This is a genomic window from Caulobacter sp. S45, assembly GCF_009765965.1.
GTDB lineage: Bacteria > Pseudomonadota > Alphaproteobacteria > Caulobacterales > Caulobacteraceae > CAHJWH01.
Window position 1 is genome coordinate 1856417 of record NZ_LMUL01000014.1, and the last position, 13713, is coordinate 1870129.

The 13713-nt window shown below is 68.4% G+C and carries 13 protein-coding genes; 5 read left to right on the top strand and 8 right to left on the bottom strand.

From position 1 onward, the window contains the following. Positions 1–5: 5 nt before the first annotated feature. Positions 6–404, bottom strand: a complete 399-nt coding sequence (locus tag GSQ87_RS15680; RefSeq protein ID WP_158916280.1) for a GtrA family protein — start codon at positions 402–404, stop codon at positions 6–8. Positions 405–409: 5 nt separating this feature from the next. Beyond that, positions 410–1189, bottom strand: a complete 780-nt coding sequence (locus GSQ87_RS15685; protein WP_158916281.1) for a glycosyltransferase — start codon at positions 1187–1189, stop codon at positions 410–412. A gap of 220 nt (positions 1190–1409) precedes the next feature. On the opposite strand from GSQ87_RS15685, the gene GSQ87_RS15690 reads away from it, so the two are divergent. The 3 genes from GSQ87_RS15690 (at position 1410) to GSQ87_RS15700 (ending at position 3689) form a co-directional block, all read left to right on the top strand. Then, on the top strand, positions 1410–2648 hold the full coding sequence (locus tag GSQ87_RS15690; protein WP_158916282.1) for an argininosuccinate synthase: 1239 nt from the start codon (positions 1410–1412) through the stop codon (positions 2646–2648). Positions 2649–2779: 131 nt separating this feature from the next. Beyond that, entirely contained in the window at positions 2780–3049 is a 270-nt protein-coding gene (locus tag GSQ87_RS15695) for a Usg family protein (protein WP_158916283.1), read from the top strand. A 91-nt stretch (positions 3050–3140) separates the two neighbouring features. Next, a complete protein-coding gene (locus GSQ87_RS15700) occupies positions 3141–3689 on the top strand; it encodes a hypothetical protein (RefSeq protein ID WP_158916284.1) in 549 nt (182 codons plus the stop codon). A gap of 154 nt (positions 3690–3843) precedes the next feature. Here the strand turns inward: GSQ87_RS15700 and GSQ87_RS15705 are convergent, their stop codons facing one another. The 5 genes from GSQ87_RS15705 to pstS form a co-directional block, all read right to left on the bottom strand. Then, positions 3844–5031, bottom strand: coding sequence for a glycosyltransferase family 2 protein (locus tag GSQ87_RS15705; RefSeq protein WP_158916285.1), 1188 nt, complete (start codon positions 5029–5031; stop codon positions 3844–3846). A 353-nt stretch (positions 5032–5384) separates the two neighbouring features. Then, on the bottom strand, positions 5385–6221 hold the full coding sequence (pstB, locus tag GSQ87_RS15710) for a phosphate ABC transporter ATP-binding protein PstB (RefSeq protein WP_158916286.1): 837 nt from the start codon (positions 6219–6221) through the stop codon (positions 5385–5387). Then, positions 6218–7069 carry a phosphate ABC transporter permease PstA gene (gene pstA / locus GSQ87_RS15715; RefSeq protein ID WP_158916287.1) on the bottom strand — a complete coding sequence of 284 codons (852 nt, stop codon included), beginning with the start codon at positions 7067–7069 and terminating at the stop codon, positions 6218–6220. The genes pstB and pstA overlap by 4 nt, the downstream gene beginning before the upstream one ends. Then, positions 7069–8025 carry a phosphate ABC transporter permease subunit PstC gene (pstC, locus tag GSQ87_RS15720; protein ID WP_158916288.1) on the bottom strand — a complete coding sequence of 319 codons (957 nt, stop codon included), beginning with the start codon at positions 8023–8025 and terminating at the stop codon, positions 7069–7071. The genes pstA and pstC overlap by 1 nt, the downstream gene beginning before the upstream one ends. Positions 8026–8154: 129 nt before the next feature. Then, on the bottom strand, positions 8155–9192 hold the full coding sequence (pstS, locus tag GSQ87_RS15725) for a phosphate ABC transporter substrate-binding protein PstS (protein WP_158916289.1): 1038 nt from the start codon (positions 9190–9192) through the stop codon (positions 8155–8157). Between the two features lie 203 nt (positions 9193–9395). On the opposite strand from pstS, the gene GSQ87_RS15730 reads away from it, so the two are divergent. After that, entirely contained in the window at positions 9396–10994 is a 1599-nt protein-coding gene (locus tag GSQ87_RS15730; protein ID WP_158916290.1) for a phospholipase D-like domain-containing protein, read from the top strand. Between the two features lie 13 nt (positions 10995–11007). Here GSQ87_RS15730 and GSQ87_RS15735 read toward each other — a convergent pair whose 3' ends face one another. After that, positions 11008–11973 carry an asparaginase gene (locus GSQ87_RS15735; protein ID WP_158916291.1) on the bottom strand — a complete coding sequence of 322 codons (966 nt, stop codon included), beginning with the start codon at positions 11971–11973 and terminating at the stop codon, positions 11008–11010. Positions 11974–12207: 234 nt separating this feature from the next. Here GSQ87_RS15735 and GSQ87_RS15740 point away from each other — a divergent pair, with 234 nt between their 5' ends. Then, on the top strand, positions 12208–13686 hold the full coding sequence (locus GSQ87_RS15740) for a hypothetical protein (RefSeq protein WP_158916292.1): 1479 nt from the start codon (positions 12208–12210) through the stop codon (positions 13684–13686). The last annotated feature ends 27 nt before the right edge of the window (positions 13687–13713 follow it).

Below are 13713 nucleotides of genomic sequence, written 5' to 3' on the forward strand. Positions count from 1 at the left end.
ATGCGTCAAGCCGGCGCCTTCGAAGACGCCGCCCCCTCGCGAAACACCGCAAGCTGCATATAGCAGAAGCTGAAGGTCGAGGTGGCGACTAGATTGACGACGAAGGCCAGGCTCGGTCCGAGTCCAAGCACGCCGATCAGGAGTTGAAGCCCGGCAAGCGACACCAAGAATTGCAGGACGTAGCCGGCGACATATCCCGCCACATCCTTGAGGCCGCCCCATCCGCTCCGCCGGAACGTAAAGCGACGGTTGAGTGCATAGCTGATCGCGACCGTGACCAACCAGGCGATCGACGCCGCAATCAGATAACCCGTGTTCAGGCGGATAGCGCCTATGAAGATCGCGTAGTTGAGCAACGACATGGAGCCGCCGACGACTCCGAACCTCAGCAGCTTTGCGATCATCGGGCTCAATAGGAAACCGAATAGACGTAGGCCATCGCGCCATCCAGGGGTTTGGCCCAGGTGCGGCGGAACATCTCCCGATCCTCGCGCCGGCGCCGGCCGTCACGGATTAGGCGGGAGGTTTCTGTCAGGTCGTTGTGACGGCGTCCGATCAGCCGCTCGGGCGCGTGCAGGAAGGACATACCGCCCCGGCACAGCCGCAGCCACGCATCCCAGTCCAGATTGCTCGAAAGCGTCTCGGAAAACTGGAAGCCGTCCAGCCGCCGCATGTCCAGGGTGACCGACGAGCACGGCAAGGGATTGCCGAATGAGAGGAACCACCGCATCCGCGCGGGATTCACCCGCACTTTCGAGCCGATGATCGACCGCTCCAAGCCATGCTTGACCAGACTGATCTTCGACCAGGTGATCCTGCCGCAGTCGTCGATCTGCTCGTAGCCGGTGAAGCACACCCCGGCCTCGGGGTGCGCCTCGAACAGGGCGAGGGTTTCCGGCAGGAAGGCCGGGCGATAGAGATCGTCCTGGTGGGCCAGGGTGACGTAGCGCCGCTCCGCCCGCTCCAGCGCAAAATTCCAATCCCTGCCGATCCCGGTTCGAACCGGATTGACCAGCACCTCGACCTGATGGTCCTGGGCGACGCGGTCGATGTAGGGCGAGGGCGTGGACGTCGAAATCCGGATTCGCGAAGAAGCCCGCTGAGCCTTCAATGAAGTCAGGCAATCGCCGAGAAAGGGGGAATCCCCGTAGGCGAGCACCAAGAACTCATGATCTTCAGCCAGACGCATATGACGTGAAATCCTATGCCGCGCGAAGGAGCGCCATCTTCAACTCGGCCCAGGTTGCACGGTTCAGGTTTCCACAATCTTTAATGTGCTTGAGATCGCCGACCATTTATTGGTTAACAGGTCGCTCCCGTTCGCCTGTCGCCGGCCGAGATTAGCGCTTGCCCTCATCGCCCGGGCGCCCTTAAACGCGCGCACTCCCCGCCTGCCCGAAGGACACCCCATGGCCGACACCCGCCCCGTGAAGAAGGTCGTGCTCGCCTATTCCGGCGGGCTGGACACCTCGATCATCCTGAAGTGGCTGCAGACCGAGTACGGCGCGGAGGTGGTGACCTTCACGGCCGACCTGGGCCAGGGCGAGGAGCTGGGGCCGGCCAAGGAAAAGGCGCTGATGCTCGGGATCAAGCCCGAGAACGTGTTCATCGAGGACGTGCGCGAGGAGTTCGTGCGCGACTACGTCTTCCCGATGTTCCGCGCCAACACGGTCTATGAGGGCCAGTACCTGCTCGGCACCTCCATCGCGCGCCCGCTGATCGCCAAGAAACAGATCGAGATCGCCCGCCAGGTCGGCGCCGACGCGGTCTGTCATGGCGCCACCGGCAAGGGCAACGACCAAGTCCGCTTCGAGCTCGGCTACTATGCGCTAGAGCCCGACATCCGGGTGATCGCGCCCTGGCGGGAATGGGACTTCAAGAGCCGCGAGCACCTGCTCGACTTCGCCGAAAAGCACCAGATCCCCATCGCCAAGGACAAGCGCGGCGACGCGCCCTTTTCGGTCGACGCCAACCTGTTGCACTCCTCATCCGAGGGTAAGGTGCTGGAAGACCCGGCGGTCGAGGCCCCCGAGTTCGTCCACCAGCGCACCATCTCGCCCGAGGACGCGCCGGACAAACCCACCGTATTCACCATGGACTTCGAGCGCGGCGACCCCGTCGCCATCGACGGCGAGGCGATGTCGCCCGCGACGCTCCTGACCAAGCTGAACCAGCTCGGCCACGACAACGGGATCGGGCGGCTGGACCTGGTGGAGAACCGCTTCGTCGGCATGAAGTCGCGCGGGGTCTACGAGACGCCCGGCGGGACCATCCTGCTGACCGCCCACCGTGGCATCGAGTCGATCACGCTGGACGGCGGCGCCGGCCACCTGAAGGACGAGCTGATGCCGCGCTACGCGTCGCTGGTCTACAACGGCTTCTGGTTCTCGCCCGAGCGCGAGATGCTGCAGGCCATGATCGACAAGAGCCAGGAGAACGTCACCGGTCGCGTGCGGGTGAAGCTCTACAAGGGCAACGTCACCGTGATCGGCCGCGAGGCGCCCTTCCCGCTCTACGACCAGCAGCTCGTCACCTTCGAAGAGGGCGCGGTGGCCTACGACCAGCGCGACGCGGCCGGCTTCATCCGGCTGAACGCGCTGCGCCTGCGGGTGCTGGCGCAGCGGGATCGGCGCGCCGGAAAGGCCTGAGGCCTGGCCAAGCCCTGCCCATTTTCCGGGCGGCGGCCCAGACCTGGGCGCTTTGTGACGATTTCGTGCAACGGATAGTTAACGCAACGCTTGATCTCCTGCGTGTGTGCATAAGCGCATGGAGATCGACGATGGAGCTTCGCGACTTCGAAACCCAACTCCGCGGCGGCCGACTGACCACGGCGGAAGTGCTCTACTACATGCCCGACCATCCCAGCCTGCTGCAGCGCTTCATGTGGCAGACCCTGGACGTCGCCCCGGAGTTCCCGCGGGTGCATCGGTTCCTGGACTTCTGGCGGCGCGAGATCGATGCGGTGATCCACTCGGTGAACGTCAGCGCGGTGGGGATCGTCGCCCCGGCGAGGGTCCAATTCCGCAACACGGCCGACACGTTTCACTGACTATTCTCGCTGGCTCCGGAACGCGCTTGCGCAACCGGCCATTGAAGCGGAAGAAGCCACCTCTGGCTGAGGTGGCCTGGAGAAGAAGCTCATGAAGCGGGCACTGATCGCCGTGGCTGCGGCGCTCCTGCTGGCGGGGTGCGAAACCGCGACCCCTTACCAACCCCTTGGCGCCCACAATCACTCGGCGTCCGGCGGCTATAGCGAACAACAGATCGAACCTAACCGCTGGCAGGTCGAGTTCGCCGGCAACACCCTGGCCTCACGTGAGCGGGTGAACCGTTACCTGCTGTTCCGCTCGGCCCAGCTGACGGTGAACAACGGCTTCGACTGGTTCCAGGCCGTGGACCGCAACACCAGCGCCCAGACCAGCCTCTACACCGATCCCGATCCCTATTTCGCCGGCGGCTGGGGTGGTCCGTATTGGGGCGTCCGTCGTCGCGGGTTCGGCTGGGGCTACGGCTATTGGAACGACCCGGTCTGGGGCGGTTCTCTGGATGTGCAGCAGGTGACGCAATACACCGCCACCGTCGAGATCCTGATGGGTCGCGGCCCCAAGCCGAACAATCCCCACGCCTACGACGCCCGCGCGGTGATGCAACACCTACAGGGCACGATCCAATACCCCGACGCGAAGTAGCTGCGGATGGGTGGCGGCCGGAAGCCTGACGGTTTCCGGCCGCTGTCACTCGAAATTTCTCGTCATCGCCCGACTTGATCGGGGAAGACGGTGGAGAGGTGTGAAGAGATTAGGAAGGCCTACGCAGTCGGCCTGACGCAAAGCGCCCGATCCCTTAGGCGGCCTGGACCGCCCGCGCGCGTCGAACGGCGGTCTTGGGCGAGGCGTCCAGGACCATGCCGGCCCGCACCGCTTCCACGAGGCGGCGCATGCGGCGCAGCTCCCGCTTCAGTCCACGGCCGGTGACCAGCTCGCGCACCAGGCGCGGGCTGATCGCTTCGATGTCCGCCCAGGTTTCTCCGAAACAGGCGTGATCGGCCGCCTGGCGCAGCTCCCATTCGGAGACGTGCAAGCGCTGGGCCCAATCGGAATGGATCAGGGCCTCGCGCCCGCCCGCCTGCCACAAGGCGCGCAGACGGCGGCGCCAGACGGCGCGGCGGAAGGCGACCATGGCCACTTCCAGCATCTCGTCGCAGGCGTGGTCGGGCTCGCCGCGCAGGCGGATCGCGTCCGACAGCCCGCCCAGGGCGCGGCCGTCGGTGCGCGCGGAGGTGACCACCTGGACATCCAGGCTGTGGCGAATCTTGCCGTCGATATGGCGCAGCATCTCGAACAGGGCGCGGTCCTCGCCCACCGGACGCGGCGGCAGGCCGCCGATACGGCGGTAGGCGCGCACGGTGATGGCGGCGGAGGCGCCGCAGTTCTGGTTGTGGCGTGGCCAGGTGTCGTGGGGCTCGGGATCGACACGGGCGCCCATCTCGGCCACCAGCTGCTGGTATTCCCATTCCAACGAGCCGCGCTCGAGGATCTCGGCCGGAAGCTCCATCAGCTCGACCGGGTCGGCCATGACGTAGCCGGCCACCGCGTCCACGCCGGCGGCGATCTCGCGCTGGTTGGCGGCGACCCAGTCGGTCTCGACCAGGGTGTCGGCGTCGGTGGTGAGGATCAGGCCGTCGGGCGAGGCCAGCTCGGCCGCCGCCTCCATGCCCAGCCGCCGGGCCCAGCCGGCGTTGGCGTAGGCCTCGGGCAGCTCCACCTCGTGCAGGTGCAGCGCGTACGGCAGGTGCGGCGACAGCGCCCGGACCTTGGCGGCGGTGGTGTCAGTGCAGTTGTTCAGCAGCAGGACGACGGCGAACCGGGTCGGGTCGACCTCGACCTGGTCGGCGAGCGACGCCAGGCAGGCCTCGACTCGGGCCTCTTCGTCCTTGACCGGGATGGCGACCACGACATCGGGACGCTCGACACCCTTCGAGCCAAGCACCTCGACGCGGGTCGGGAAGCTCACGCGGGGGATCACGCTCATAAGGCCAGGGTCCAAATCATGCGGCGGCTGAGGCCAGCCGAATGTGCAGGTCGTCTTCCAAGCGCCATTTCAAACCAAAAAGATGCCAGCAGACCAAATTCGCGGTGGGGGGAACATGGGGCGCTCTCTGAACGGAACGCGCCTTGCCGCCGAATGGTCAAGACGTCGTCCCCTTGCGGCGGAACGCCTGAATGGAGGGTATGCTCCCACGCGGCGTCCCGGGAGGTTAAAGGCGAAGGCGTTCCGGATCAAGCCATCGCGACGGACGCGCTGTTTTGCCCCGCGTCGCGCCCACGCGTCGGCGCGCCGCCGTCACGACGGCGGCGTCTGGAAGGCCCACGAGAGGCGAACGTTCAGCCGAAACGGCCGGTGATGTAGTCGGCGGTGCGGCTGGCGCGGGGGTTGTCGAACAGGCGGTCGGTGCGGGCGAATTCGATCAACCGGCCCAGGTACATGAAGGCGGCGTGGTCGGAGATGCGCCCGGCCTGCTGCAGGTTATGGGTGACGATGACGATGGTGTAGTCGCGCTTCAGCTCGACGATGGTCTCCTCCAGCTTGGCGGTGGAGTGGGGGTCCAGCGCCGAGGCCGGTTCGTCGAGCAGGATCACCTCGGGCCGCACCGCCACGCCGCGCGCCACGCACAGGCGCTGCTGCTGGCCGCCGGACAGGCCCAGGCCGGAGCTTTTCAGCTTGTCCTTCACCTCGTCCCACAGCGCCGCGCGGCGCAGGCTCTCCTCCACCCGCGCGTCCATGTCGGGCTTGGACAGCTTCTCGTACAGGCGCACGCCGAAGGCGACGTTGTCGTAGATCGACATCGGGAACGGAGTGGGCTGCTGGAACACCATGCCGACCCGCGAGCGGAGCTGGGTCAGATCGACCTTGCGGTCCAGGATGTTCTCGCCGTCGAGCAGCACCTCCCCCTCGGCGCGCTGGCCGGGATACAGCGCATAGATGCGGTTCATCGCCCGCAGCAGGGTGGACTTGCCGCAGCCCGACGGGCCGATCAGGGCGGTGACCGAGTTCCCGGCGAACGGCAGGCTGACCTCGTGCAGGGCCTGGTTCTTGCCGTAGAAGAAACTCAGCTTGCGGGTCTCGAGCTTGATCCGCTCCTGGGGGATGGCTTCGACAAAGCTCTCGAAGACCTGGGGCTCGGGCGCCGTGGCGACGGCTGCGGGCGGGGTGGCGGTCATGGCCGTTTTCTTTCCCGGGCGAAGGCGCGCACGATGACATTGGCGCCGAGCACCGCGATGGTGATGAGGAGCGCGCCGACCCAGGCCAGGCGACGGGAGTCGTCGTAGGCGCTGAGGGCGTAGTTGAAGATGATCGAGGGCAGGTTGGCGATCGGCTTGGTCATGTCCAGGCTGAACAACTGGTTGTTCAGAGCCGTGAACAGCAGGGGCGCGGTCTCGCCGGAGATGCGGGCGAAGGCCAGCAGGCCGCCGGTGATGATGCCGCCCGCCGCCGCCCGCCACATGATGGCGCGGATGGCGGTCCAGACCGGCGCGCCGAGCGCCACCCCGCTTTCGCGAAGCTGACGGGACTGCAGCTTGAGCACGTCCTCGGTCGTGCGCGTGACCACCGGCGCCGCGAGCAGGGCCAGGGCCACGGCCCCGGCGATGCCGGAGAAGCCGTGGAAGGGGCGGACCAGCAGCCAGTAGATGAACAGGCCGACCAGGATCGAGGGGGCCGAGAGCAGCACGTCGTTGGTGAAGCGCACCACCTTGCCGTAGGTGCTGTCGCGGGCGAACTCCGCCAGCCAGGTGCCGGCCAGGATGCCGATCACGATCGCCAGCACCATGGCGATGGCGCACATGGCCAACGACCCGACGATGCCGTTGAGCAGGCCGCCCCTCGATCCGGTGGCGGGCGTGCTCATGGTGAAGACGTCCAGGTTGATCCCCCCGACGCCGTTGACCAGCAACGAGGCCAGGATCGCCACCAGGAACACCAGGGCCAGGGCGGTGGCCAGGGTGCAGGCCAGGATGAAGGCGCCGTTGGCCACGCTGCGCCGGCCGCGACGATTGAAGGCGAGCGCCATCAGACGGGATCCTTGCGGCCGAGCAGGGCGCGGGCCATGGCCAGCACCGCGAAGGTGATCAGGAACAGCACGAAACCCAGGGCCAGCAGGGCGGAGGTGTGCATGTCGCTGGTGGCCTCGGCGAACTCGTTGGCGATGGTCGAGGCGATGGTCGAACCGCTGTCGAAAATCCCGGTCGGGAAGCCGTGCGAATTGCCGATGACGAAGGTCACCGCCATGGTCTCGCCCAGCGCCCGGCCGAGCCCCAACATGACCGCGCCGATGGCGCTCTTGCGCACATAGGGCAGCGTCACCGACCAGACCACCTCCAGCGAGGTGCAGCCGACGCCGTAGGCGCTCTCGCGCACCCGGGCCGGCACGGTCAGGAACAGTTCGCGCAGGGTGGCGGCGATGTAGGGCAGGATCATGATCGCCAGGATGATCGAGGCGGCGATCAGGCCCGAGCCGTTGGGCACGCCCGAAAGGATGGTCTCCCAAATCGAGCCGGGCGGGGCCAGGCCCATGATCGGGATCTCGACATACTTGGCGAACAGGGGCGCCAGCACGAACAGGCCCCACATGCCGTAGACGATGGACGGCACGCCCGCGAGCAGCTCCACCGCCACCCCGATGGGCCGGCGCAGGGGACGGGGGCAGAATTCGGTGAGGAAGACCGCCACCCCGAAGGCCAGAGGAAGGGCGAGGAGCAGGGCCAAGGCGGCGGTGATCAGGGTGCCGACGATGGGGCCGGCGCCGCCGTATTCGTCGGTGACCGGGTTCCACACCGTGGAGGTGAAAAACCTCAGCCCGAACTTGGCGAAGGCCGGCTCGCCGCCGATCAGCAGCGAGATCAGCACGCCGGCGATGGCGGTGAGCAGGGTGGTGGCGGCCGCGAAGCACAGGATGCGGAAGACGGGATCGAATCCGGCGCCGGCCGGCCTCGCCCGCTTGGTTGCACCCACCATCAGTTCGGCCATCGTCTAAAATCCGCCCGCGACAAAATCCGCCCGGGACAGACCCGGTCGGGCCGGATCGCCTGGGCAAGGTTCAGTTGCGACAAGGAACGCCGACACACCGCGCCGGCGTTCCCGTCGATCTACAAGTCCTTAGTGAGCCACGTAGACCGGCTTGCCGCCGGCCTTCACTTCCGTGGCCCAGGCGTGACGGATCGCCGTCTTCACATTGGCCGGCAGCGGCACGTAGGCCAGCTCGCTGGCCATGCCGTCGCCCGCGGCGTAGCACCAGTCGAAGAACTTCAGCACGGACTCGGTGGAGGCCGCGTTGCCCGGGTTCTTATAGATCAGGATGAAGGTCGCCCCGGAGATCGGCCAGGCGTTGGCGCCCGGTTGATCGAGCAGGGTCGGCGCGAAACCGTCGGCCGAACGCCATTCGGCGTGGGCGGCGGCGGCGCTGAAGCTCTGCTCGTTGGGGGCGATGAAGTGGCCTTCGCGGTCGGCCATGTCGACATAGGCCAGGTTGTTGTTCTTGGCGAAGGCGTATTCCACGTAGCCGATCGAGCCGGGCGTCTGCTTCACATAGGCCGCGACGCCGTCATTGCCCTTGCCGCCCTGGCCCACCGGCCAGGCGACGCTGTCGCTGGCGCCGACCTTGCCCCAGGCCGGGCTGACCGCCTTGAGGTAGGAGGTGTACAGGAAGGTGGTGCCCGACCCGTCGGAGCGGTGGACCACGGTGATCGGCAGGTTGGGCAGGCGCACGCCCTTGTTCAGGCCGGCGATGCGCGGGTCGGACCAGCGCTTGATCTCACCCAGGTAGATATCGGCCAGGACCTGGCCGTTCAGGTGCAGCTGGCCGGCGGCGACGCCGGGGATGTTGACCACCGGCGCGATGCCGACGATCACGGTCGGGAACTGCAGCAGGCCGAACTTCTCCAGATCGGCGGCCGCCAGCGGCTTGTCGGAGGCGCCGAAGTCGACGGTCTTGGCTTCGATCTGCTTGATGCCGCCGCCCGAGCCGATGCCCTGATAGTTCAGGCCGACGCCGGTCTTGGCCTTATAGGCCTCGGCCCACTTCTGATAGATCGGCGCGGGCGCGGTGGCGCCGGCGCCGGTGATGATGGCGGCCTGCGCGGCGACCACGCCAGCCATGAGAGTCGCGCCAAGGGCGACCGCAAGGGTCCTGATCATTTTATATCTCCTTAGGCGCGTAGCCCCAGCGCCGTATCCCAAATATCTCGGGCCTGTCACAGTTCGATGACGGACGATGTGGACTCTTTAAGACACAGGGTCGCGGAGCCAACAGCCAAGCTCGGAACCCGCCGTCGCGACGAGCATTTCAGCAAGCCCGGACAGGTCGATGCGGATCGACCCGGCCTGGGATCGAGGCCGGAATGCGGGGAACGACGGCGGTGTTGCTGCAACCGGGATCGACCTGCTGGCGCACCGCTCCGGCTTCGCGCGCCCTCGCGATCCTGGACACCCAGGACTACTTCCTGGCGGCCAAGGCGGCGATGCGCCGAGCCCGCCGCTCCATCCATCTGCTCGGCTGGTCGTTCGATCCCCTGACCCAGCTCACCCCGGACACCGAGGGCGGCGGGCCCGAGGACGACCGGGCCGGCCCCTTCCTGCGCCAGCTCGCCCAGGCTCGGCCCGCGTTGGACGTGCGGGTGCTGATCTGGAAATCGGCCTTGCCCGTCGCGGCTTCCCAGCACTTCTTCCCCCATCGCGCGCGGGCCTGCTTCAAGCACACGCCGGTGCATTTCCGCCTGGACGCCAGCGTGCCGTTCGGGGCCTGCCATCATCAGAAGGTGCTGGTGATCGACGACAGCCTGGCCTTCTGCGGCGGCGGCGACATCTCCACCGACCGCTGGGACAGCGTCCGCCACCTGGACGGCGACCGCCGCCGCAACATGCCCACCGGCGGGATGCACGATCCCCGCCACGAGGTGATGCTGATGGTGGAGGGCGAGGCGGCGGCCATGCTGGGCGACCTGTTCCGCCGCCGCTGGCGCCGCTCCACGGGCGTGACCCTGCCGCCAGCCCCCTCCCCGACCCAGGCCACGACCCAGGACCTTTGGCCGCAGGGGTTCACGGCGGACTTCCACGACGTGCAGGTCGGGCTGGCCCGCACCGAACCCGCCTGGCGCGACCAGCCGGAGGTCTGCGAGAACGAGGCCCTGCATCTCCAAGCGATCAAGGCGGCCCGGCGCTTCATCTACATGGAGAACCAGTACGTCGCCTCGCCGGCCATCGGCGAGGCCCTGGCCGCGCGGTTGGAGCAGGACGACGGGCCCGAGGTGCTGATCGTCTCCACCGAGCACAGCCCGAGCTGGTTCGACCGCATGACCATGGACAAGACCCGCTCGGCCCTGATCCGGCGACTGCAGGGGGCGGACCGCCACGGCCGCTTCCACGCCTATTGTCCCGAAACCCAGGCGGGCAAGACCATCATTGTCCACGCCAAGCACACCATCATCGACGATGTGATGCTGCGGGTCGGCTCCACCAACCTGAACAACCGTTCCACCGGCTTCGACACCGAATGCGATCTCGCCATCGAGGTCGGCCAGGGCCCGGAACACGCGGAGGCGCGCGCCGCCATCCGGCGGCATCGGACCCGCAGCCTCGCCCACTTCCTGGGTGTGGAGCCGGCGACGTTCGAAGCCGCCTTCGCCCGCACGGGTGGACTGGCCGCCGCCGTCGAGGCCCTGGATACGGGTTCGCAGCGACGGCTGCGCAAGCTGGGGCCCGTCGGGATCGGGCCACTGGCCTCGGTGATCGCCACTTTCCACCTCGGCGACCCGGTGACGCCGTCCGACAGCTGGCGGCCCTGGCGACGGCGGCAGGACGTACAGGACGGCCTGCGCCGGCTGGCGCCCGAACTGGCCGACCGTCCCGCCTGGGTCGACGAACCCGCGCGCAACGGCGAGCCCGTAAGGCCCGAACCCGCGCCGAGCCTACAGGGCGAAGACTTCATCCCGAGCGATTGAGCGGGCTGCGCGCTCAGGAGAATCCGTAGGTCTTCAGCGCCGCGCCCACACCGGCGGAGTCCAGTCCGTTGGCCAGCAGGCAGGCCAGGGCCAGCCGCGCCTTGGCGGCGTCGAGCCGGCCGCAGAAGTGCGCGCCCGCATCCGCCAACCGTCGGCCCGCCTCGTATTCCGGAGCCACCCCGCCCTCGTCGCTGCGCGACACCACCAGCACCGCGCAGCCGGAAGCCGTGGCCCTGGCCGTCGCCTCGACCAGCGGGCGACCGACATTGCCGCGCCCCAGCGCCTGCAGCACCACGCCGCGCGCGCCCTGCTGGGTCAGCAGGTCCAGGATACGGCCGGACGCGCCCAACCCCGCCGTGACGATCTCCACCGAGGCGTCCAGGCCATGGAAGTCCATCGGCGGGCTGCGGACGGGCCGGGCGAACAACTGGACCGCGCCGGCCGCCACCCGGCCCAGGTCCCCGCCGTCGGCGCCGAAGGCGTCGGGCGCGGTGGTCCGGCGCTTGCGGGCGTGGCGGGCGGCCAGGATGCGGCCGGCGAAGACGATCACCGCGCCCAGTCCCCGCCCCTCTTCGGACCCGGCCACCGCCAAGGCGTCCATCAGGTTGATCTGCCCGTCGAAGCCCAGCGCCCCCGGCGCCCGCTGCGCGCCCGTGAACACTACCGGCGTGTCGGCGCCGTGCATCAGGTCGGCCAGGAAGGCGCTCTCCTCCAGGGTGTCGGTGCCGTGGGCCACCACCACGCCTCGCGTCTGCGGATCGGCGACGGCCATGGCCAGGGCGGCGAGCAGGCCCGAGACGTCGGCGAAGGTCATATCCTCCGACAGGCCGCGATAGACCCCGATCTCGCGAACCGGCAGGGCGGCGTCGGGCAGGCCCTGGGCCAGAACGGCCGGTCCCGCCCCACCTCGCAGCACCCCGCCCGGCCCCGCCTCCGCCGAGATGGTGCCGCCGGCGTTCAACAGGACAAGGTGCGCCATCCGGCCGATCTCCCGATGGACGATCCGTCCATGTCACCGCTGGTGTGGCCAGACCGGCCCTGCTTGTCCAGGGCGCATCCCATGGCCGGATTGCAACAGGAAGCGGCGCCGTAGGCCGGGACCGGAGCGGCGACCCTGAGTCCGCTTGCCTTACATCGCTGTAAGTTTAGATACAGCCAGGAACGCGACGGCTGGGGCTGGGCGGATATGGGCGATACGAGGCGGGGGAAGGAGGTGCGGCGCCTGACAGCGCTGACTTCTGCTTGCCTGTTCGCTATCGCGATTGTGAGTTCCGCCCGCGCCCAGGTGCTAACCGCCGCACCGACCACCCCGTCCGCCGCCACCCTGGTCCAGGGCCGGCTGGGCGCCAGCACCATCGGCGGGGGCTGGACGCTGAACGGCCCCGCGCGCGACGACATCCAGTTCAACGCCCATATCGACCTCCAGGCCGGCGACGCGATAGACCCGAGCGTGAGCTGGCCCGGCTTCGCCCCCGCCGAGGGCCAGCAGACCCCCTGGCGCAAGGTGGGGTTGGAGGTGGACGCCGCCTGGATGGCCACGCCCAGGGCTCACCTCGCCCTGGACGCCGGCCACAGCCTGGAGATCCAGTCGGTGCTGCCGATCGGCGAAGGAAGCACGGCCCAGAACGATCACAACGAGACCTTCGCCAACCTGAAGGCCGGGCTAGACGTCGACCACGGCCTGCGCGTGGACCTGACCGGCCGCGTGCGCCAGGTCGACGACGCCATCGACGACGCCTCGGGCCCGGCGGAGGGGCCCATGCAACTGCGCACCGACGAGACGACGGCGGGCGGAGCCCTGCACTGGGCAGCGTCCAAGCGGCTCAGCTTCGATGCGGGGGCCGACCTCGGCTACACCGACCTGACCTGGCGCAACCAGGCCCAGGCGCGCCAGGGCTACACCTCCGCCGACCCCAAGATCGACGCGACGCTGACCCCGTGGTCGGGCGGCAAGTGGGTGCTGTCCTATGGCCGCGCTGTGACGCCGGTGGACCTGGGCGCCTTCGTCACGGTGGCGCAGAGCCTGCAACGAGCCGGCGACAGCGGCATGGTCACCGACCTCGCCCCCAACCGGGAATGGCGCACCCAGGCCCAGCTGATCCAGGCGTTGCCGGGGGCCGGCGCCTTGAACCTGTCCCTGACCCAGGCGCGGCTGGAGAGCGTCACCGAGCTGACCCGCAACGTCGCCGGCGTCGACCTGCCGGGCGCGGTGATCGGCGGCGAGCGCCAGCAGGTGGACGTGTCGCTGGCCGTGCCGTTGTCGCTGGTCGGGCTGAATGGGCTGTCGGTGGAGACCGGCGGCGCGGTGCGGCGCTCCGACATCGTCGACCCGGTGACAGGAACGGCCCGGCGGCTCTCAGGCGAGGCGCCTTATGACGCCCATATCGCGGTGAAGCAGGACCTGACCAAGTCCCTGCGCTGGGGGCTGCAGGCCAACGCCCAGGCCGCGCAGGTCTCCTACACGCCCGAAGAGACCTCCACCGCCGCCCAGGCCCAGTCGCTGGGCATGTTCGTCGAGTACCGCCCACCCGCCTTCGCCCTGCGCCTACAGGTCGACGGGTTGGCCGGCGCGGATCGCGAATACTACGACACCTATTATGACGGGACGCGCGCCTCGGGTCGGGTGGTGCGAACCGACCAACGCACCGACGGCGGCCCAGCCTTCAGCCTGGTGCTGAAAAAGGCGCTGTAGGCATTTGCCCGATTGAGGGCTATGGGC